Below are 20,353 nucleotides of genomic sequence, written 5' to 3' on the forward strand. Positions count from 1 at the left end.
GAATAGGTTTGTCAGATTTATAATACAAGTGTAGTACGTGATTTCGTCAACTGTCAGATCTTTTATGTAAATCCAGAATTGCTTCGATGCGATGGCGCTGGATTTTTCCTTGCAAACTTCGTGGGATCTGAGCGACAGCGATCCATCGTTTAGGAATTTTGAATGAAGTTAAGTGTGATTTTAAGGCAGTTTTAATCTCTTCAAACGTAACCGTTTCATCATCAGGAACATAAATTGCCGTCACGCTCTGTCCCCAGATTTCGTCCGGAATTCCTAAAACGTGAATATCTCGGACAAGATTGGTTGATCGAATTGCAGATTCCACTTCTGCCGGGAAAATGTTCTCACCGCCGCTAATGATCTTGTTGCTGTCACGACCGATGAGATGGAGATAGTTTTGTTCATCAAAGTATCCCAAATCGTCAGGTTCAAAGGTTTCAGGCTGATCGAGATTCGGGTAATACCCAAGCATCAAGGATTTTGAGCGGATTAAGAGTTTTTGATGAGCGATCGTAATTTCTGCATGAGGTAAAACTTGCCCACACCCTTGAACACCCTTGAGAAAATCAGCAGGTTTGAGCGTTGCAATCTGAGAAGCAGTTTCGGTCATCCCGTAAGTTGGGGCGATCGGAAGATGTTTCAATCGTGCGTCTTCAAGGAGATTTGACCAAGCGGGTGCGCCTCCGAGCAAAATGGTTCTGAATTTGGCGAGCCAATCTGCATGAGGCATCAATTGCTGGAGTTGAGTCGGAACCAGAGAGATGAAGAAGTTTTGCGGATCGAAGTCGGTGTTTAGATTTTTCCAGGATTGAAGCGTGAATGTGCCGTTTGTGAGCAGCGATCGCATCAATTGCATTAAACCGCTGACGTGATAGAGCGGGAGAACGCAGAAAGAGTTAATGCGATCAAGTTCAAAATATTGGCGAAATCCTTGAACAGAAGCAGTGAGAGTGTCCCAGGTGTGAATTGCAAACCGAATTTTGCCAGAAGTGCCTCCAGTCGGAATCATGATCAGCAGCGCTTCGTGCTGAGCTTCAGTCGGCTTCAGTACCCTAAATCCCTCATTCTGGGGGACTTTGAAATCAGGAAATTCTCGACATTCAAAGTCCCCCAAAATTGGGGGATTTAGGGGGCGATTCTCCAAGCCTTCCACAAACCTAGGTTCTCCCCAAATCAGAGTCGGTTGAGCCAATTCAAACACCTGTTTCCATTCGGTTTCGCCCCAATCTGGATTGCAAAGAAACAGTTCACAAGGCACAGAACAAGCTGCAATAAATCCTGCCATCCATTGAATTGGATCTCGATCGCATAAAAACACGGTCACGCTCGCGTGTGCCGGAGGCATCGCCCGCTCATATTTCAATAACTCTCGATACCGCAGTTCAGCAATTTCCTGAACTCGGCGACGCTCTACAAAATCAAATGTCGCTAATCGACTTAAAGGCTCTTCCATAACTCCTCAAAGTCTTCGCTATTCAGTTCATCAAACCAATGCGTTGTCCCGTAGCCAACGGCTCGCTGACTCAGTTCCGCTGCCAGTTGTAATCCTGCCCGACGACCAATCTCAGTCTCAAACACTGTTGAAAAAACTGTATCGAGTTGATGTTCTCGACAAAATTGGCGCAGTTGAGAAGGAAAGCCCGCGATCGCTGGTTTAACCACAAAAATTCCGCGCCAGCCTCGCTCATAACACGCTTTCAATTGAGCCAAAGTTGAGACAGACTCATCTAATGCGATCGCAGTTCGATACATCTGGCTCAACTTCAGCATGGTTTCAAACTGATCGGTTCGCATCGGCTGCTCGATAAATTCAATTCTGGATTGATCACAGAATTCGAGCCATTGATGCGTTTCAGATTCCGTTAACCCCATGTTTGCATCGAGTCTTAAGTTTGCATGTTGCGGTAATTGATCCAGTAAGGCTTGGACTGTTGCGATTTCGATTTCGATTGGAGCGATCGCGATTTTCAATTTAAACGTTCGATAGCCCTGATCCCAGAGCGATCGCCATTCATCAGACATCAAAGCACTCTGAGGCATTGCTTGGAATTGCTCTGAATTCAGCGCCGACTCAAATCCAAATTGACACGCTGGAAACGGAATTTGTTGAATCCAATCGAGATCGATGTCATGGGGAGCAGATTGGCAAAGCTCGATCGCGTCTTGCATCGATTCTGAGCCAAACCACTCCAGTGGCGTAATTTCTCCAAAGCGATCATCTAATCGGATTAAAATTCCTTCCCGGACTGACCATTCTCCATAATGTGTTTTGAGAGATTGGCGAAATCGTCGTTGATAAGGTCGAAATTCAAATTGCATACAGGAACAGAAATCCTAACCCAAATAGCAATCCGAACCAAAAATGCAATTCAACCGCAATTAATCGACAACGCAAGAGTTTATGGGGTTGATGATACTGTGAACCGATTGTATGACATAGCCTTTTCGCAACTGGAAAACTCAGCAGCGAGAGCAACGTCCAAACTGGGAACAGTTTCAAAATGACAAATAGAATGGTCAACGCATAAAAGCTGCCACAAATCCAAGGAAGAAGCTGAGCAGAGCGCTTCGCGCCAAGCCGAACCACCGGAGACTTTTTCCCGATCGCTGCATCATCTTCGACTTGATTAAAATGCGAACAAAACAGAATCAAACTCGTCGCAATTCCCACTCCGATCGAAGCCGCTAAATTTGTTCCTGACCAAGCTTTAGTCTGACTATAATAAGCCGCCGAAAATGCTAAAGGTCCAAATGCTAAGAAACACAATGGCTCGCCCAAACCCTGATAGCTCAATCGAAATGGAGGTCCTTGATAGATATAACCGATCGCACAACAAGCCAGCACTAACCCAATCACAGTAAAGTCACCCTGCATCAGCGCGATCGCCAAAATTCCCGATAATCCCGCTACCAAAAAAGCATTGGAAATCCAAAAGATCAGCGACTTATTTCCAGTCAAATTCACGACCGAATTCGCCTTATTGACATCGACTCCTGTCTCAGAATCAAACACGTCATTGCTGAGATTTTCCCAAGCCAGAATCAAAATTGCAGAAATTAGAAACGTAAAAAATACCAGAAGATTCAACGATCGAGTCTCTGCAAAAGCCACCGCAGATCCCACCCAAATTGGCATGACCGCAACGCTATACATCGGCGGTTTAATTGCGGCATACCAAAGTTTTTTCTTAGAAGGCTCAACCGATCGCAAGGTCATCCACTCATCTCCTAATTACTGAAAAGCTTATGAGCAAGCGATTTCCAGTCTCCCATTTGAGTTTGAACCAAATTACGATCGGTTATAGAAACGTTACATCTGTTGAAGATACTGCTGATATCCAACCCGCCCTAACTCTGCCTGCTTTTGCTGCACCATATCCGTCAAACTCTGGCGATACGCTTGCAGTTTGGCAAACAACTCAGCATCATGACTGCCCAAAATCTGAACAGCCAAGAGTCCTGCATTTTTGGCATTCCCGATCGCCACAGTCGCCACTGGAATTCCCGCAGGCATTTGCACGATCGAGTACAGCGAATCGATCCCCTGAAGCGTCTTCGTCTGTACCGGAACCCCAATCACAGGCAACACCGTCATCGCTGCCACCATTCCCGGCAAATGCGCTGCACCTCCAGCCCCGGCAATAATCACTTTCAATCCACGAGTATGCGCCTCTTTTGCATACTGCACCATTCGCTCTGGCGTGCGATGTGCCGAGACAATTTCCACTTCACACGGCACACCAAACTCCTCACAAACTGCGATCGCTGCCTGCATCGTCGGCAGATCCGAATCGCTTCCCATAATGATCCCAATTAGCGGCTGACTCATGTGCGAAAATCCAAAACGAATCCAGATCAAACACTAAAACATGCTGATTATCAATGCTCAAGTTCCTGGTTTCTCCGGTTTGCAGCAAATCTTGATCGAGAATGACAAAATCGTTGAGATTGCACCCTCGATCCAATCCCCAGCCGAAGCCAGCGAAACTTCGACCCTTGTGATCGATGCTGAAGGAGATTGGATCTCGTTAGGCGGCATTGATTTACAAATTAACGGGGCATTAGGCTTAGCCTTTCCCGATCTCAACTCAGATAACGCCCACCAGTTAGACAAAATTTGTGACTTTCTTTGGCATCAAGGTATCGATGGATTCTTGCCCACAATTGTTACAACCTCGATCGAGAATATTCAGCGATCGCTCCAAATCATCGCTGAAGCCAATCATCCTGAAATTCTAGGCGTTCATCTCGAAGGTCCGTTTCTCAATCCGCAAAAACGAGGCGCACATCCTGAAGAATTTCTTCTGCCCTGCACAATTGAAACGATTAAACAGGTTTTAGGCGATTATGCCTCGATCGTCAAAGTCATAACGTTAGCTCCAGAACTCGATCCCAGTGGAGCCACGATCGAATATCTCAAATCTCTCGGCATTACCGTTAGTCTCGGACACTCTCAATCAACCGCAACCCAAGCCCAACAAGCCTTTGATCAAGGCGCTTCAATGGTCACACATGCTTTCAACGCGATGCCCAGTTTGCACCATCGCGAACCTGGACTACTAGGAGCCGCCATTACAAATCCTCACGTTTATTGTGGCTTAATTGCAGATGGGCAGCATGTCTCACCGATCATGATGGAGATTTTGCTCAAAGCGAGCGAATACGATCGCGGAATTTTTCTTGTCAGTGATGCCCTTTCACCGCTTGGACTCCCGGACGGACGCTATCCTTGGGACACTCGACAAATCGAGGTGACAAATGGCACCGCAAGATTATTCGACGGCACTTTAGCCGGAACAACGCGATCTCTCTTTTCAGGTGTGCAAAATCTGGTGAATTGGAACCTTTGTGATCTGGGAACTGCGATCGCGCTATCGACGACTGCTCCCCGCACTGCAATACATCTTCCAACCTATCTATATCAGCCTGCGCGTCTTTTACGCTGGAGCCAAGTTGGTCAAGAAATCCAAATGCAGCGTCTCACCACAAATATTGCTTCGTAAACAAATTTTATGTGACAGATACAATTCTGTCTCACTGAATTCCGTAAATTTTCTCAAACTCTCTTACACTTCGATATAGGACAGGTGGTGCGTAACTCGTTACCCTCCGTAGACTTATCCCTGTTCAGAGAAATCCGAAAACCCCTAAAAAAACGGGGCACGGTTCAGGTGCCCCCAAGATACTCAGATTGACTTGTCAAAGCAAAAGTTCCCTCACAGCCTCAACAGACCTGTAAAATTACGGGCAACTGCCGAGTGATTTGGGGTTTTGCCTTCTCGTAGAATACCTGAGAATACCGAGGCGTAGTGATGGCTACATGAAAATTTCATAAGAACCTCATGTTTGTACGCAAATTATTAGCAATCCACGAATAAGACCAAAAGTAAGACCAGTTCTTGCACCACAAAGTCAGGCGATATCTTTTCTAGTCGTCAAGTGGATGGATTTTGCGAAGTGGGGAGATGGGGAGTGGGGAGTCTCTTCGTGGAATTTCGCTCTGATCTGGGTTCAGGGGCGATCGTCGTAATACGATAGTTGAGGCGAATCAACGAGATCACAAGCGGATATATGAACGGAGTGGATGATAAAACCGAAGTGCGTGAGTATTTCAATGCCACGGGCTTCGATCGCTGGAAACGTATCTACGGCGATGGTGAAGTAAATAAGGTACAACTCGATATCCGCACAGGGCATCAGCAAACAGTCGATACTTTGCTGGACTGGTTCAAAGCAGATGAAAATCTAGCAGATTTGACGATCTGCGATGCGGGATGTGGAGTTGGCAGCTTGAGTATTCCGCTGGCACAAGCAGGTGCAACCGTTTTTTCGAGTGATATCTCAGAAAAAATGGTGGAAGAAGGGAAAGAAAGAGCGATCGCGCTTGGACTGAAAGATAATCCGACTTTTGTCGTACAAGATTTGGAGACTCTAAGCGGCAAGTATCATACCGTCGTTTGTCTGGATGTGCTGATTCACTATCCGACCGAGCAAGCCGCCGATATGATCAAACACTTAGCAAGTTTGGCGGAAAATCGTTTAATTCTCAGCTTTGCCCCGAAGACCTGTTTATTAGTGATTTTGAAGCGAATCGGTGAGTTTTTCCCAGGCCCGAGTAAGACGACTCGCGCTTATCAGCATCGTGAGAAAGACATCGTAAAAGTGTTAGAAGACTGTGGATTGAAAGTCAAGCGAACTGCAATGACGAGCACGAAGTTTTACTTCTCTCGTATGTTGGAAGCTGTTCGTGAAGAATAGGAAGATAGGGGGATAGGGAGAATGCAGCTTTCGCTACCCCACTCCCCATCTCCCCACTTTACCGAGTCCCCGTGACACTCGCCCAAAAGTATTTTTTGAATGAATTCATATCTGTATTCACGGTGAGTTTTTTCGACCAAGTGTAAATGTCGAAAGCAACCCGATCGCCATTCATCTCAAATCCACCGAGCAACGTTACCCAATGGCTCGGAAATGGAACCGGAGGGGGATCGCCTTGTAAAAATCCTTCAGCAGTGACGAGCAGCATCGCCACACCACCCGACTGAATCGCGGCGATCGCCGCCTGCATCGCTTTGACATCACTAAACAGATATGCCTGATGATAGGCAGTCTTGGAATAGCCTAAAAGCTCATCAATCCAGCCTTTAACCTCCCAAGATTTCGTCATACCGGCTAGATTCCGAATCAGATCAGGCGCATTTGGTTCTACTGGAAATAGAGAATTCTCTGACTCGCGCAACGTTGATAAAACCATCCAATCTGCTTGCTCCATGCGCAAATTCTGATCTCGATTGCTCCGCAGCGCAGCGCTTGCTTGAATCCAACGGTTTGTGCCTTGAAACCCACCCCTTTCAAATAGAGTCTGGCAAATCTGAACGTAACGAGTCGGTTGCTTGCGAACCAGTTCAAACAACACACTGGCGGGTCCACAAAACGGCTGCCCACCTTGATTGATTTGGAACGGATCAGCGACGCGCGATCGCATCTCTGCAATCACCGTTGCCTTATCCAAACCCGCCCAAATCCCCGTGGCACGCGATTGCTCAAATGCATCAATCTCACTCATCGCCGCCTGAACGTAGCCTGCATCCGGCGCATATAAATTAGCCGCAGTTGTGATCATTACCGGGACTCCTTCTGGGGAAAAAAGAACTGCATCGGTGATATATATCACTTCCTAAAGAGGAAAAAGTCACGGGTCAGTCCTTGATCTGTCACCCACGCTCCACTTCAAAAAGCCGATATTAGTATCACAACGCTCTTGTAGTTTTCCCGATGGAATCCTCTCTTTTACTGACAGATTCAATTTCCGATTTGTTCGCTGAAGTCAGCAATACAGGCAGAATGACTCCGCTGGCTTGTCAAAAGCTTCAAGCGGCAATGTTGGATCAGCAAACAACTGACGAAGAAAAGCAAGCAATCGAGCGCCTACTCTATGCGATCCGATTGGGTCGCGTTCAGGTCATTGAAGAAATCCATGGCTGATAGAACGCGATCGCTGATTCAATTTCTCACTGATGAGCTAGCTGTCTCATCCGATTCGATAAAAATCGGGCTACAGTACTCAGAGGAGATCGATAGCCTCTTACCGATCGTACTTTGGCAGTACGGCTTTATTACACTGACTGAATTAGAAACAATCTTCGATTGGCTTGCCGCTTCTACTTCTGTCATCAGCAGCAGTCATCTGTCTGACAGGGTAACTCTCTGGCTAGATGAAGTAATTCAGTAAAACCGCTTACAGTCTGAGTTAATACGCAGAACGGAGGTTAAGAATGCGAATTGCTCAGATTGCTCCTTTGTGGGAGACAGTTCCTCCTCCCGCTTATGGTGGGGCAGAACTGGTTGTGAGTTTATTGACTGAAGAACTTGTTCGTCGTGGTCATGAAGTTACATTGTTTGCAACAGGAGATTCCAGAACCCAAGCGAATCTTGAAGCGATTCATCCCAGTGCATTGCGATTAGATCCATCTGTCAAAGAACATACAGCTTATGAAGCAATGCAGTTAAGTCAGGTTTATCAGCACTCAGACGAATTTGACATTATTCATTCCCATATTGGATTTGCTGCATTGGCTTGCGCGCAATTAGTGAAAACGCCGACTGTACATACTTTACATGGAACATTTAGCTTAGATAATCAGAAAGCATTCAGTCTTGCTAAGTCTCAGCCTTATGTAAGTATCTCAGATACTCAACGGGAGCCACAATTAGAGTTAAATTATGTCGCTACGGTTTACAACGGGATCGATCCTGCGACTCATCAGTTTTATTCTCAGCCAGATGAACTACAGTACCTGGCTTTCTTAGGGCGACTTTCACCTGAGAAAGGTCCACATCATGCGATCGAGATTGCGAAACGGACTGGATATCCACTGAAAATAGCGGGAAAGGTCGATCGAGTCGATGTCGATTATTTTGAGCAAGAGATTAAACCGCACATTGATGGCGAACAAATTCAATATCTAGGCGAAGCAAATCATATTCAGAAAAATCATTTAATGGGCAATGCGATTGCAACATTATTCCCGATTACTTGGCGTGAACCGTTCGGATTAGTCATGGTGGAGTCTATGGTTGCAGGGACACCCGTGATCGCGTTAGAACTCGGGGCGACTTCTGAAGTCATTGCACATGAAAAGACCGGATTCCTCTGCCAAAACGTCGATGAATGTATTGAGGCTGTGCATCGGATTGATGAAATCGATCGCATTGCTTGCCGTAGACATGTAGAAGAAAAGTTTGGTGTGAAGCAGATGGTCGATGGTTACGAAGCAGTCTATCGACAGTTGCTTGCTGAGAAGTTTGCTCAGAATGGACATAGCAAGAGTGCGCCCTCTCTAGCTGGGATGAAATATTAGAAGAATCGATAAAATTAGCACTTTAGGCATGGGTGATTGATCAAGATCACCCATTTTTGTGGAAGCAACTCTAAAAATGCAGTTGGGTATGATGAAGATACTGCAATGAACCATAAGGATATTGCAAATCGCCAGTTTAATTTGGAACTTCACGGAGTCTGAACGATGTTGAAACCATTCGGATTTGGAATTTTAGCTACCTTAGTCACAGTCAGTAGTGTCATGACCCCTGCTGCTGCTCAGAATCCACCTAAACCCACTGTTACACCTGCACCGGAAGCCCAATTTATTCCAAGAGCGAGAGTAGAACTGAAGGGCGATCGTGTGAACATTATGTTAGTTAACAAAACAAATGCAGCGATTTCGTATCAAGCGGTTGGCGATACCCAGGTAAGAACCTTGCCTGGTCGGGGAACTGTGATGCTGCAAGGTTTGCGAGTTCCGACAACTTTGACCCTCGATCGCCAAGATTCTGGGCTACTGCAAGTGACTCCAAAGCAATCTCAAAAGGCTCCTGGCACAATCGAGGTGACTTTAGAAACGAACACTGATCTTGGAACAGACAGCCCCACGATGCGCGTTGAAGAAAACGGCTCCATCTTCCTGTACTAAGACACATTACATCACCTAAACCAATCACTGGTCTTGGGTGATGTAAGTAGAAAATTGCCCGCTACTATAGAATCCGAATTGATCAAGCTCCGCCTGTGCTCAGCTCTGAATGATTGCAGATCGCATGTTTGAAGCTTGCGAATCGGAATTCAATACACGAACAGTAGCTTATTTCCTGATGTTAGATAGCAACTGTCCGAGTTCTTGAAGTTTAGAAGCTGAACTGCCTTCTTGAGAGCCTACGGCAGAGGAAACTTGATGACCGAGAGCCGAGAGAATTGCTGGGATCTCGCCGCTGCGGACACCGCCATCGATCGCTAACTTTAATTCACCTAATGTTTCTGCAATTTCGGTTCCCGTGAGTTGCTGCTGCCACGCTTCGATATTGGCGATCGCTGCTTCTGGATCAATTTTTGCTAAGTCATTCTTCAAAAGTGCGATTGTGGCATCGAGATCAGCCGTTTGAGCTTGGTTTGCCATGAATTTATCCTAACTTTGCTAATAACTCTCCATTCTTTGAAATTCGAGCGCACTCTTCGTCAACCTGTGGGAAGAAACACATCGGAAACAGTGCCCATCTGGGGAATGTATTTTAAGCTGACAACTCTCTACAGTAGAGATGTTCGAGCAGTTGAGCGGGAGTTGTTTGCTTCGGAGTAGTAGGAGTGCAGCCTGTTACTTTTGATTGCAAACAACACCCCTTTCTTTTCTCTTGGGGCTGATTCAACTTGACGATCGTGGGCTGATGGGATCACCATGACGATACTGACTCAGCATTACCATTCATTGTTAAAATCTTGCCTGAAACCATTTCAGTAGTGAATGAAGTCAAGAATTTTACCTGACCGCTGTAGTGATCCTTAGAGATAGGGTAAAGGCAGCATTAAAACATGAGTGGGGGGAATCCGTGAGTCTCTTGCAACGATTTCAGTTCAATTCACCCAAAAAATTGCTGGGGGGTCGCTATCAAGTGATCCAAGAGTTAGGATCTGGCGGATTTGGGCAAACGTTTCTCGCCACAGATCTACATCTACCAGGGCAACCTCACTGCGTCGTCAAACAACTGAAACCTCAGTCTACTCATCCCCGAAGTTTACAAATTGCCGCGAGGCTCTTCGATACAGAAGCTCAAGTTCTTTATCGCTTAGGACATCACGATCAGATTCCGCGCTTACTCGCTCACTTCCAGGATGGTACGGAGTTTTACTTGGTTCAGGAGTGGATCGATGGGAATTCTTTGAGCGAAGAATTCGTTAGCGGTCAGCCTTGGTCAGAGGCGCAAGTGACCCATCTGCTGCAAAGTCTGCTGAATGTTCTCAGTTTCGTGCATCAACAGAATGTCATTCATCGGGATATTAAACCCTCCAATCTGATGCGTCGTTGCTCTGATGGAGAAATTGTGCTGATCGATTTTGGGGCAGTGAAACAAGTCAGAACGGGATTGAGTCATCCTCATGCGGCTCCCACCCAGACCATTGCGATCGGCACACCGGGCTATATGCCTTACGAGCAAATCGCAGGGACTCCTCGGTTTAGCAGTGATGTTTATGCGGTTGGAATTGTTGCCATTGAGGTGCTGACTGGGATTTCAGTCCATCAATTGAGCCAAGATACAAATACGGGAGAGCTTCAGTGGCGCGATCGCGTGCCCGATCTCAATCTTGCGATCGCGACCTTGCTAGAGCAAATGGTCTGTGCTGATTTTCGCGATCGCTATGCGACTGCTGGAGAAGCTCTAGCAGCACTTCAGGCGATCTCTAGTCAGATCACGCTGCCACCTCAAATGCAGCGACCCATTCCCCCAAAGCCAGCTGAAATTCCTGCGATCGCCACACAAGCTACCCTAGCTGTCAACCCTGTTCCCCGCTCTGGCGCACCGATTCACAGACGCAACTTCCTTCCTTTTCTTAACTTGTCTCAATCTACTGCTTTAGCGCCAGGATCTTCGAGCAACACATCTCTACCACAGGGCAACACGCTCAAGCAACAGGTCTCTGTGAGAGGGCGCAAACTTTTGAGCAAAATTCCGCATCGTCGAATGACGCTATCTGCGGTTGGACTGGTTATCCTCGCTCTGTTTGGATGGAATGCAACTCGTCATCCTCAAACTATTCCTGCTGTTCAGACGAGTATTCCTACTCCCTCTCCTTCAACGTCTGCCGATTCCGTTGCGGCACTCTTGAGTGAGGCAAATCAACATCGAACTGCTCAACAATATCAACGTGCGATCGACACTTATGAGCAAGTCATTGAACTAGATGCAAAATCTGCTGAAGCACATTGGGGACGATGCTATAGTTTGAACTATTTGCAGCAGAGTAAAGCTGCGATCGCAGCGTGTGATGCCGCATTAGCTTCACGCGCTGATTATCCGGAGGCGCTGTGGAGCAAGGGCTATGCGCTAGAGCAGCAGCAACAATATGAGCCAGCTTTGGCACTTTACGAGCAAGCCATTACACTCAAGCCAGACTTTGCTGAAGCCTGGAGCAATAAAGGCACACTCCTCTTGCAGCTGGGTCGTTTAGAGGCAGCGATTATGGCATTGGATCGGGCGATCTCGCTCAAGCCAGAACTCGCCGAAGCTTGGAACAACCGGGGGGCAGCACTGTGGGGAGTGGGACGGACTGATGATGCGATCTCGTCGATCGACAAAGCAATTCAAATTCGCCCTGATTATGCCGATGCGTTAAGTTTACGGCAGCAAGTCGAGCAAAAACTTCAGCAAGGAAGTACTCAAAAGCGAGACAAGCAGAGTAAGACAAATCGGGCTTTGAAAAGATCTGACAAAAAGATCTGACAACGATGATGATTAGAAAGGTTTTCTACGAGTCACATGGGATATCTAATTACAGCAGCACTTGCGAAAAGTGAGGGTTTCCTGATTCGCATTTTGTAATAAACAAACAAAATATGCAGATTGCGACCTATAAATTACGGTAAGACCTTCGTGTAGAGGCTCGTTCGATGGATGAATCTTGTGTGATTCCGGTCATCAAATCTCCCGCTGAGTATCAGGCTTACCGCATTAGTCCTCACGATACGAATCGGCTCGCGATTGTCTTTGACCCTACGATCGCGAATTTTTCGCTGACGCTATGTGTTGAGATATTCGATATTGGTGGCAAGACTCCTCCCAATCGACATCAACTCGCGATCGAAATGTTCTTTGTGCTGAAAGGTGAAGGCATTGCCATCTGCGATGGTAAAGAAGTACGGATTCAGGCAGGCGATAGTCTACTGGTGCCGCCAACCGGGATTCATGAAATCCGAAATATTGGAGCAGAAAGACTTTATGCCCTCTGCATCATGATTCCAAATGAGGATTTTGCAGAATTGATTCGCAGTGGAACGCCCGTTGAATTAGATGCGGAAGATATGGCAGTGCTGCGACGATCGCCCGTGCCACAACTGACTTATCACGATCGATAAGTTTTTTCAGATGAGTTTATGCCCGTGCTTCTATCCTGTGGTAGACGGAAATACGATCGCAAATTCTTTAGGATAGCTGCGAGTAAATTCATTGAGGACTTTATATATGAAACGTCTAATCGGAACAGTATTCGCAGTAGTATTAGTTGGTTTTATGAGTTGGGTAGGCTTCTTTGCACCTGCGTTTGCTGCGGTTTCGACTCAGCCACCGGGACATGAAGAAGTCATCAGTCCAGACGGAGAGCAATATTCCAGCCGGGAAGAAGCTTATGAAAAAGCAACAGAAGCGGCAAGCGATCCGAATGGATTAGATAAGGAATATCAGAAGGATTTGAAAATCTTTAAGAAAGAAAACCCTGACCAAGCCAATCTGATTGAAAAAGCAGAAGCAGCTGTTGAGAAAGTTGTCAGCGACAAGAAATAACTTGATTTATTTTGACTGCGCTCAACGTTCCGCACTTGTTATGAGTTGAGCGCAGCCGAATCTTCCGATACGTTTTAAGCTCGTGATTCCACTTTTCCTCTAGTCATCTCCCCAATTTATTGGGAATCCCTTCACATCCTCCTGGAATGGTTCCCCGTGTTCTCGAACCGCCCCAAGCACAGCAGTAATAGCGCTGCTCCTCAGACATATCTTCTACGCCTGTAAAATCAGCATTCTCAATTACCGCACCGGTATATAGACCGGTCTTAAAATTGGGTGGCTCTGTGCGACTACGAGGAGAAGCTGTTTCAGCTTTGCCGTAAAAGAAACGAGTTCCGCTCAAATCCGCACCCTGCAAACTTGCTCCACACAAAACAGTTCGCGTAAAATTCGTTTTGACTAAATCGCAATTGGTGAGATTGGCTCGAATCAGATTCGCCTCACTCAAATCTGTCCAGCGTAAGTCTGTTCCTGAGAGATCCGCCGCTGCCAGCATCACCCCCAGGTCGATCACTCGAATTCCATGCAATCGATCTTCGGCATAGCCACCTGAGCCATCTAAAATTGCTCGTCCTAATCTCTGATCCCGTTTGAGCGGAGACAATAACTTGGCACGGGATAAGAAGCGAATAATCTTGGCTTTTCCTGAACCGTCTACACTGCTTAAAATCGCAGCCGTTCGCCCTTCTGCGATCGCTCTTTCTTGTGGCCAATCTTCTAATAATCCTTCCTCATCTAACACCAGATCCGAAATGCCTTGGAAATAGGTATCGATTGTTTGTTGTTGGGTAATCGTATTTTGCTGAATCGTCAGATCCTTCGAGATCACGTACTGTCGCCAAGCAATATAAACCGCCAAAATCGCGATGAGAATCTGTCCCAAGGCTCCAAAAACTTCACCGAGCGCCCCGATCGCGTCCCAATCTAACTTCTGGTACAACGCGCCTAGCCTTTTGCCAAGACCCAATACCTGAGCTAATCCGACCACACCGAGCACCAAGCCGAGCGTGCCTAAGAAAATGCCCTGATCTTGCTCAGTCACCAGCTCAATCAAGACCGGCTTCAAGGTGGGAAAGAGAATCTGAACCGAGAGCAAAATCGCCACGATCGAGCCTGCCAAGATCAGCCAAAACTGATTGATCACCAATCCGATGATCACGATCGCCAGTGCCAAGAGCAAAATAATCGATCGGTTGGGATTTGGAGGAGAGCCTGTGTTTAAGGAGCGTTGATGAGCAGCGGTTCGCTCACGCGCAATCTCCGCATGGGTAGGAATCGTTGAAATTTCGCCGTTCGGGGAATTGGAGGAAGCCAAATTGGGATCAGCAGACATGCTTAGCAAACAGAATTAAGTAGTCAATAAGCTTTATCCTACTCGCTTCCTAGAAGGCTGATCGGTATCTTGTTAGGGATTATTTGCTATTTACCAGATAAAGTTGTGGGTTAGTTTGATTCAGTCTTAGGTTAGAAATTATGGCTTGATTGCGAAAAAAGATTCCTGAGATGTGACAAAAAACGGCTTTTATGCCATAAAATTCGTTCAACTTCGCAGAATTACAGTATTAGTATTCTGTGACAAGATACATTTGGAGTTTTCAACGTTATGAGTTACGCAACAGAATCGGCTCAGCCTTCCGTTTTGGAGCTGGCGCGATCGGGGAATCCCAAGGCGATCGCGTACTGGCTGAATGTATTTCTGTTACCTCATAATCTTTTCGCGCAAGCAGAACCCGCAGCCCAACCCGGCTGTTTCAAAATTTTAATCGAGTTCCATCCTTCTCCTGATGTCGATGCGCGATCGCCCGAGTTTCAACAAAATTTGATGCGGTTCGTTTGTCATCACATGTGGAAACTGAATTCTGATGTGATCGATGGCATTCAAGTTGTAACGCGGTTTATCGGCAAGCCGCAGATGCTTTGGCGCAAGACGGTCAGAGTCGTGTCTCCAGCCCGCCGCGCCAAACTTGCAGCCAAACTTGCAGAAAGTGCTCCCCAATCTGCTGCACCGGCTGAGATCAAAACTCGAATTCAGCAAGTCACGCGACAGAAAGTTCAATTCCGTGCCTTGCGATCGCTTTTGCTGACAGGAACAACCGCAGCGGCTTTTATCATCGGTTGCTGGCTAGGCTATTCGGATGCTCCGAATGAGCAAAAAACCGCAACTGCTGCCAATTCGACTCTCACCACTCGCCCGGATACCATCAAGACTGTTCTCGAGTCAGTCCAAGTGAACAAGGTTCAGGCGGACATGGATGGAACGGCAACGATCCTATTTGGGGGCGATGTGGCATTGACGAAAAATTATACTGAGCTGGTCAAAGACGACCCAAAATGGGCGTTTGCTGAATTAGAAGAATCAAGGCTCGCAGACCTGTCGATCGTCAATCTCGAAGCTCCCTTTACAACCGCAACTGACTCCAAGCAAGCTGAGCCATTCAAAGTCGATCCGGCACAAGTTGAGGTGCTCAAAAATGGTGGGATTGATGTTGTGAATCTTGCCAACAATCGCATCATGGATTACGGAAGCACAGGACTAGATGACACCCTGAAAACGCTTGAACAAGCTGGAATTCGCCACTTTGGAGCCGGACGAGATGAAAAAGAAGCGCGTCGTCCAGAAATTTTAGAAGTCGATGGGCAACGAGTCGCCTATCTCGGTTACTACGGTTCAGAGACTCAAGCGGCAACCGCAAATCAGCCCGGAATTAATCGAAAACACAACGATCGAATTGCGGCTGATATTCAAGCGATTCGGGATCAAGTCGATTGGGTGATTGTGAACTTTCACTGGGGCGAAGAGATTTCTAAATATCCCAGTGATGCCCAGATGGAGTTAGCGCATTTCTCGATCGATCAGGGTGCGGATCTCGTCATCGGACATCACTCCAGCATTTTGCAGGGTGCAGAACTCTATCAAGGTCGCCCGATCGTCTACTCACTCGGAAATTTCATTTTCGGTGGCAAGCCTGAAAGCACCTATGACAGTGCCATGCTGCGAGTTGCACTCAAAGATCGTCAAATGAAAGTGGAACTGCTGCCTGTTGAAGTCAATGGGTTCCAACCGAGAATCGCTCATGGCGATCGCGCAGCAGAAATCTTACATCAGATCGAGTCGGTTTCAGACTCATTTCCGCAAGCCCTCAAAACTCCGCTTGTCATTGATGCAAGGACAAATACGGTCACGAAACCAGACGGAACCCAGACTGAATCTCAAACGCCTATCTCTGAGCCATCGAAGCCTGAGTCTCAGCCTGAGCAATCTGTACCCGAAGGAGAAGCTCCTCCTGCGGCTGAGTCACCCACAGAAGAAGCCACTCCTTCTGTTGAATTTGCCCCGACTGCACCAGTACCGACCGAGCAATCTGCTCCTGCGATCGAGCCATCTCCTGACTCTAGCCCTGTTGAATCACCGAACCCTGAACAATCTGCACCGACTGAAGAAGCGCCATCCAGCGAGTCTCAACCCGGTTCACCGCCTTCTCAACAGCCTTGGAACAACAATTCATTTATCAATCAAAACAATGGATCTCCGGCTCCGATGGTTCCGCAGCAAACCTCTCCTAGCCCACAGGCAACCCAAGACCCTCATACCCATTTAGACGATGCTACCCGTTCGCCTTCGACGAATAGCTTAGAGCCGATCAAACGTCGTTATGCCGAAGCTGACCGCTCAGACTCACAGACGGCTTTCAATTTTTAACCATCATTCCTTCACTTGCCTGTGTTTTCTATCGAACGTCGTCGCCAACAATTTGATACTTATGTGTTGCTCGATCGAGCTTCCAATTCTAAGCTCGAAATTGTTCCCGATCGCGGGGGCATTATTACGAGTTGGCAAGTTCAAGGGCGTGAATTGCTCTATATGGATACCGCCCGATTCGCTGATCCAGCGCTATCTGTCCGAGGCGGCATCCCAATTTTGTTTCCGATTTGTGGCAATCTTCCCGAGAATACTTACACCTATAAAGGTCAGACTTACACGCTGAAGCAGCACGGATTTGCGCGAGATCTGCCTTGGGAAGTGGTTGATCAAAAAACAGAGGGCGAGTTGAGTTTTACGATTGGGCTTTCTAGCAATGCACAAACTTTAGAACATTACCCATTCGCGTTTCGTCTGGCATTCACGTATGCCCTGCAAGGTCAGACTCTCTTGATCACGCAGAAGATTGCGAATCTCTCAGATGAAGTGATGCCGTTTTCGATTGGGTTTCATCCCTATTTTCTCGCCTTAGAAAAGCATCAATTGAGATTTGAAATTCCAGCCGATCAAGCCCTCGATCAAAGAACTCAAGCTACTCATCCTTTTTTCAACACCTTCGATTTTGCCCAAGACGAAATTGATTGGGCATTTCTGAACATCAGTCGCCAAGTCTCGAATGTCACGGATCTCAGTCGTCATACGCGGATTACTTTGACCGCTGCAGATGAGTTTCCAATTTTGGTGTTTTGGACACTAAAAGGCAAGGATTTCTACTGTTTAGAACCTTGGAGCGCGCCTCGAAATGCTTTGAATACAGGCGATCATCTTTTGTCGATCGCCCCAAACTCGACCCTCACAACAACGGTGAGCTTGTCAGTTGAGTTTTCATAATAAAAGCGATCGCTCAATGAAGAAGCGATCGCACGTTCATAGAGTATAGAGTTAGTGCTGAAATGTCTTAGTTTGCTTTTGCTGCCTTACGACGACGAGAAGCAGCGAGAAGTCCAACCAGTCCCAGCCCGATAACCGTTGTGGGTTCGGGGACTTTTGTTACTTCAACTCTCGAGAGCGTGAAATCAGAGTTCTTCGCTCCAGCAGGTGTGGTGGTGCTATTTGGCGCCGTTTGAGCTAGCGCTTTCAAGCTGAATCCTGTGATCTTGATATCTCCAAACGGATTGGTGATGCGATAAGACCCACCCGCGTCTTTTGAGGAGAGAGCCAGATTGGTTACCGTCCCGCCTAGACTCCAAACAGCAGAGTTAGCACTCGTTACACGCAGCGTTCCTGACCCAATGCCACCATCGGCTTGAACGAGCGCAACTTCAAAAACTCCGTCGTTATACACGCCTGGTCTGTACAGAAAACTGAGATCTAAAGCCTTCAAAACTCCAGCACTTTTGAAACCAACACTTAAGGTTTCGTCGATATCAATTTCACCAAGCGATTGATTGTTCACAGTTTCACCAGCCGGGTTCCCATTTGCGTCTTTGCTGCTATCGATACCGATACCCAGCACGCCACCAACTGTTTTTTGTGTCAGAACGGGATCAAACGCGTTTCTAGTTGTACTCGCACCGACAGAGAAGAAGCCGTTCACATTGCAGTTCGTTTGCCCGACGCATCCTGCGTTGACTGCATCAGAGGCACTAAAACTAAAAGAAGCAGCATTTGCAGAAGGCTGGAAAGCCACGATCGCACCCGTTGCCAAAACGCCAGCGAAAAGAGAGAGAGAAACTTGCTTATTCATAACAGATCGATACGAAATCAGAGAAATGGGTTTGCAGAGAAGGTTCGAGACTCAAGGCGGGGGGTGCGCTTTGACAATTCAGTGTTGCTACGTTCAGAGGCTCATGCTCGTCTTCGATATATCCAAGTTATTACGGAGCGTCCGTAATTGTCCTATGCGTACGTACGAATTCATTTAAGCTTCAAGTAAGAAGGAGATATATCGAGTTCATATAAGGATTTTGTCAACATGAGAAACTCCGTGCTACTGAAAATACGATGTAATTATTGACACATTTATTATGAAAATCACCCGTATCCTATAGAGAAGATACGGGTGATTTTCAGGTCTCTCATGGTTAGAGAGAAAAAAGACTAGGCTGTAAGTGCCTGTTTTGCTTGACTCGCGACTGATTCTGACTCATCGTGCGTCAGCGTTTCGATCGTTGATCGTGCCTCTGGCGTATTCAATCTTGCCAACGCCTGCACCACTCGCTGGCGGACTTGCCAGTCAGGGTTAGTGGCATAGGGAATGAGTAATTCTACGGCACGAGGATCACCGAGTTCTCCGAGTGATCCGATCGCCACAGGTTGTATGACGACATTCTCTGAATTCAACGCTTCAACGAGCAAATCGAACGATCGTGGGTCACCCAGTTCGCCTAGTCCTGCAATGATGCTAAATTGCACCAGCCATTCTGGACTATGACGATAGAGCGTTTCAAGATCTGGATAAGCTTCAGTCAGTTGAAGGGCACAGATCGAGTCTGCGGCGGCAGCCTGAACATCGGGTTCCGAATCTGCAAGGGCGACTTGGAGCAGTTGCAGAGCGGTGCTGAGATCTTGACTTCCCAAGGATGCAACCTGACTGACGGCAGCATATCGCACTCGCACATTGCTATCGACCACTGGGATTTGAATTAGCTCAAATGCGATCGCCGGATCGAGTTGGCGCAATTGATTGATGCCCCGTAAGCGCTCGCCAAAATCTTGGGATTGTAAAAGATCTCGGACTGAATCTGGTGTAATAGTCATGAATTAACAAGGATTATTCGGTTTGTTCGGCTGCCATGGTGCGAATGATATCGCCACGCGTGAGGATTCCGACCAAGTGACCGGATTGATCAATCACAGGCAGCCGATGCACTTTACGATCGTGCATCAATTTGGCAGCTTTTGAGAGTGGAGTTTCCGGAGTGGTGGTGGTAACCGGAACGGCACTCATCACTTCACCCACAGTTTGTCCTAGCGCTTTGTGTAACTCTTTTTCATACCGACCAGGATTTTCTAAATAGATCACACTGTCGAGCAGCATAATGTAAGCGGGTGGTGTGACATCCGTTTCACGCCACATCAAGTCCGTTTCGGAAATAATGCCGATGAGATGCTGATCGTCATCTAGAACAGGCAAACCGCTGATCCGTTTGTCTGCCAGAATTTTAATCACTTCAGTAATTGAGGTTTCAGGGTGAACCGTAATCGGAGCGCGGCTCATCGCCTCTGCAACAGTTTTCGCCATAATTGCTATGTTTAGGAGGGATATTTCAATTATTCAAGACTTTTCTGGTGAGATTGTGCTTCATTCATAGGATGTAACAACGG

21 protein-coding genes are annotated in these 20,353 nt (G+C 47.1%); 11 read left to right on the top strand and 10 right to left on the bottom strand.

What is annotated here, in order from left to right; all coding sequences use genetic code 11:
- Nucleotides 1-46: 46 nt before the first annotated feature.
- From LEPBO_RS0105190 to purE, 4 genes are all read right to left on the bottom strand, one after another.
- Nucleotides 47-1,453: a 2-succinylbenzoate--CoA ligase gene (locus LEPBO_RS0105190; protein ID WP_017286477.1), complete on the bottom strand. Its 1,407-nt coding sequence runs from the start codon at nt 1,451-1,453 to the stop codon at nt 47-49.
- Nucleotides 1,438-2,319, bottom strand: a complete 882-nt coding sequence (locus LEPBO_RS0105195) for an o-succinylbenzoate synthase (protein WP_017286478.1) — start codon at nt 2,317-2,319, stop codon at nt 1,438-1,440. The genes LEPBO_RS0105190 and LEPBO_RS0105195 overlap by 16 nt, the downstream gene beginning before the upstream one ends.
- Nucleotides 2,309-3,217, bottom strand: a complete 909-nt coding sequence (menA, locus tag LEPBO_RS0105200; protein WP_017286479.1) for a 2-carboxy-1,4-naphthoquinone phytyltransferase — start codon at nt 3,215-3,217, stop codon at nt 2,309-2,311. The genes LEPBO_RS0105195 and menA overlap by 11 nt, the downstream gene beginning before the upstream one ends.
- Nucleotides 3,218-3,310: 93 nt before the next feature.
- A complete protein-coding gene (gene purE, locus LEPBO_RS0105205; protein ID WP_017286480.1) occupies nt 3,311-3,829 on the bottom strand; it encodes a 5-(carboxyamino)imidazole ribonucleotide mutase in 519 nt (172 codons plus the stop codon).
- Nucleotides 3,830-3,869: 40 nt separating this feature from the next.
- On the opposite strand from purE, the gene nagA reads away from it, so the two are divergent.
- On the top strand, nt 3,870-5,003 hold the full coding sequence (gene nagA / locus LEPBO_RS0105210) for an N-acetylglucosamine-6-phosphate deacetylase (protein WP_017286481.1): 1,134 nt from the start codon (nt 3,870-3,872) through the stop codon (nt 5,001-5,003).
- Between the two features lie 568 nt (nt 5,004-5,571).
- A complete protein-coding gene (gene bchM / locus LEPBO_RS0105215; RefSeq protein ID WP_017286482.1) occupies nt 5,572-6,258 on the top strand; it encodes a magnesium protoporphyrin IX methyltransferase in 687 nt (228 codons plus the stop codon).
- A gap of 58 nt (nt 6,259-6,316) precedes the next feature.
- Here bchM and LEPBO_RS0105220 read toward each other — a convergent pair whose 3' ends face one another.
- Entirely contained in the window at nt 6,317-7,123 is an 807-nt protein-coding gene (locus LEPBO_RS0105220; protein WP_017286483.1) for a hypothetical protein, read from the bottom strand.
- Between the two features lie 152 nt (nt 7,124-7,275).
- On the opposite strand from LEPBO_RS0105220, the gene LEPBO_RS0105225 reads away from it, so the two are divergent.
- The 4 genes from LEPBO_RS0105225 (at nt 7,276) to LEPBO_RS36225 (ending at nt 9,473) form a co-directional block, all read left to right on the top strand.
- Nucleotides 7,276-7,485: a hypothetical protein gene (locus LEPBO_RS0105225; protein ID WP_017286484.1), complete on the top strand. Its 210-nt coding sequence runs from the start codon at nt 7,276-7,278 to the stop codon at nt 7,483-7,485.
- Nucleotides 7,478-7,732 (top strand): DUF2949 domain-containing protein, encoded by a 255-nt coding sequence (locus LEPBO_RS36220; RefSeq protein ID WP_017286485.1) that lies wholly within the window; start codon nt 7,478-7,480, stop codon nt 7,730-7,732. The genes LEPBO_RS0105225 and LEPBO_RS36220 overlap by 8 nt, the downstream gene beginning before the upstream one ends.
- Before the next feature lie 43 nt (nt 7,733-7,775).
- The gene (locus tag LEPBO_RS0105235; RefSeq protein WP_017286486.1) at nt 7,776-8,861 is read left to right on the top strand and encodes a glycosyltransferase family 4 protein; all 1,086 of its coding nucleotides are present in this window, start codon (nt 7,776-7,778) and stop codon (nt 8,859-8,861) included.
- Between the two features lie 165 nt (nt 8,862-9,026).
- Nucleotides 9,027-9,473: a hypothetical protein gene (locus tag LEPBO_RS36225; protein WP_017286487.1), complete on the top strand. Its 447-nt coding sequence runs from the start codon at nt 9,027-9,029 to the stop codon at nt 9,471-9,473.
- Nucleotides 9,474-9,641: 168 nt separating this feature from the next.
- Here the strand turns inward: LEPBO_RS36225 and LEPBO_RS0105245 are convergent, their stop codons facing one another.
- Nucleotides 9,642-9,953, bottom strand: a complete 312-nt coding sequence (locus LEPBO_RS0105245) for a hypothetical protein (protein WP_017286488.1) — start codon at nt 9,951-9,953, stop codon at nt 9,642-9,644.
- A gap of 427 nt (nt 9,954-10,380) precedes the next feature.
- Between LEPBO_RS0105245 and LEPBO_RS36230 the strand changes: the two genes are divergently transcribed.
- The 3 genes from LEPBO_RS36230 (at nt 10,381) to LEPBO_RS0105260 (ending at nt 13,326) form a co-directional block, all read left to right on the top strand.
- Nucleotides 10,381-12,270: a protein kinase domain-containing protein gene (locus LEPBO_RS36230; protein ID WP_017286489.1), complete on the top strand. Its 1,890-nt coding sequence runs from the start codon at nt 10,381-10,383 to the stop codon at nt 12,268-12,270.
- A gap of 167 nt (nt 12,271-12,437) precedes the next feature.
- A complete protein-coding gene (locus LEPBO_RS0105255) occupies nt 12,438-12,902 on the top strand; it encodes a cupin domain-containing protein (RefSeq protein WP_017286490.1) in 465 nt (154 codons plus the stop codon).
- Between the two features lie 106 nt (nt 12,903-13,008).
- Nucleotides 13,009-13,326, top strand: coding sequence for a hypothetical protein (locus LEPBO_RS0105260; protein WP_017286491.1), 318 nt, complete (start codon nt 13,009-13,011; stop codon nt 13,324-13,326).
- 103 nt (nt 13,327-13,429) lie between these two features.
- Here LEPBO_RS0105260 and LEPBO_RS0105265 read toward each other — a convergent pair whose 3' ends face one another.
- Complete coding sequence (locus LEPBO_RS0105265; RefSeq protein ID WP_017286492.1) at nt 13,430-14,659, bottom strand: pentapeptide repeat-containing protein; 1,230 nt, start codon at nt 14,657-14,659, stop codon at nt 13,430-13,432.
- Nucleotides 14,660-14,929: 270 nt separating this feature from the next.
- On the opposite strand from LEPBO_RS0105265, the gene LEPBO_RS36235 reads away from it, so the two are divergent.
- Nucleotides 14,930-17,026 carry a CapA family protein gene (locus tag LEPBO_RS36235; protein WP_017286493.1) on the top strand — a complete coding sequence of 699 codons (2,097 nt, stop codon included), beginning with the start codon at nt 14,930-14,932 and terminating at the stop codon, nt 17,024-17,026.
- A gap of 21 nt (nt 17,027-17,047) precedes the next feature.
- Nucleotides 17,048-17,917, top strand: a complete 870-nt coding sequence (locus tag LEPBO_RS0105275) for an aldose epimerase family protein (RefSeq protein WP_017286494.1) — start codon at nt 17,048-17,050, stop codon at nt 17,915-17,917.
- Nucleotides 17,918-17,984: 67 nt separating this feature from the next.
- On the opposite strand, the gene LEPBO_RS0105280 is transcribed toward LEPBO_RS0105275, so the two are convergent.
- From LEPBO_RS0105280 to LEPBO_RS0105290, 3 genes are all read right to left on the bottom strand, one after another.
- Nucleotides 17,985-18,773 carry a PEP-CTERM sorting domain-containing protein gene (locus tag LEPBO_RS0105280; RefSeq protein WP_017286495.1) on the bottom strand — a complete coding sequence of 263 codons (789 nt, stop codon included), beginning with the start codon at nt 18,771-18,773 and terminating at the stop codon, nt 17,985-17,987.
- 353 nt (nt 18,774-19,126) lie between these two features.
- Complete coding sequence (gene nblB, locus LEPBO_RS0105285) at nt 19,127-19,786, bottom strand: phycobilisome degradation protein NblB (protein ID WP_017286496.1); 660 nt, start codon at nt 19,784-19,786, stop codon at nt 19,127-19,129.
- 13 nt (nt 19,787-19,799) lie between these two features.
- Nucleotides 19,800-20,270 (bottom strand): CBS domain-containing protein, encoded by a 471-nt coding sequence (locus LEPBO_RS0105290; RefSeq protein ID WP_017286497.1) that lies wholly within the window; start codon nt 20,268-20,270, stop codon nt 19,800-19,802.
- Nucleotides 20,271-20,353 lie beyond the last annotated feature (83 nt).

This window comes from Leptolyngbya boryana PCC 6306, from assembly GCF_000353285.1.
Lineage (GTDB): Bacteria > Cyanobacteriota > Cyanobacteriia > Leptolyngbyales > Leptolyngbyaceae > Leptolyngbya > Leptolyngbya boryana.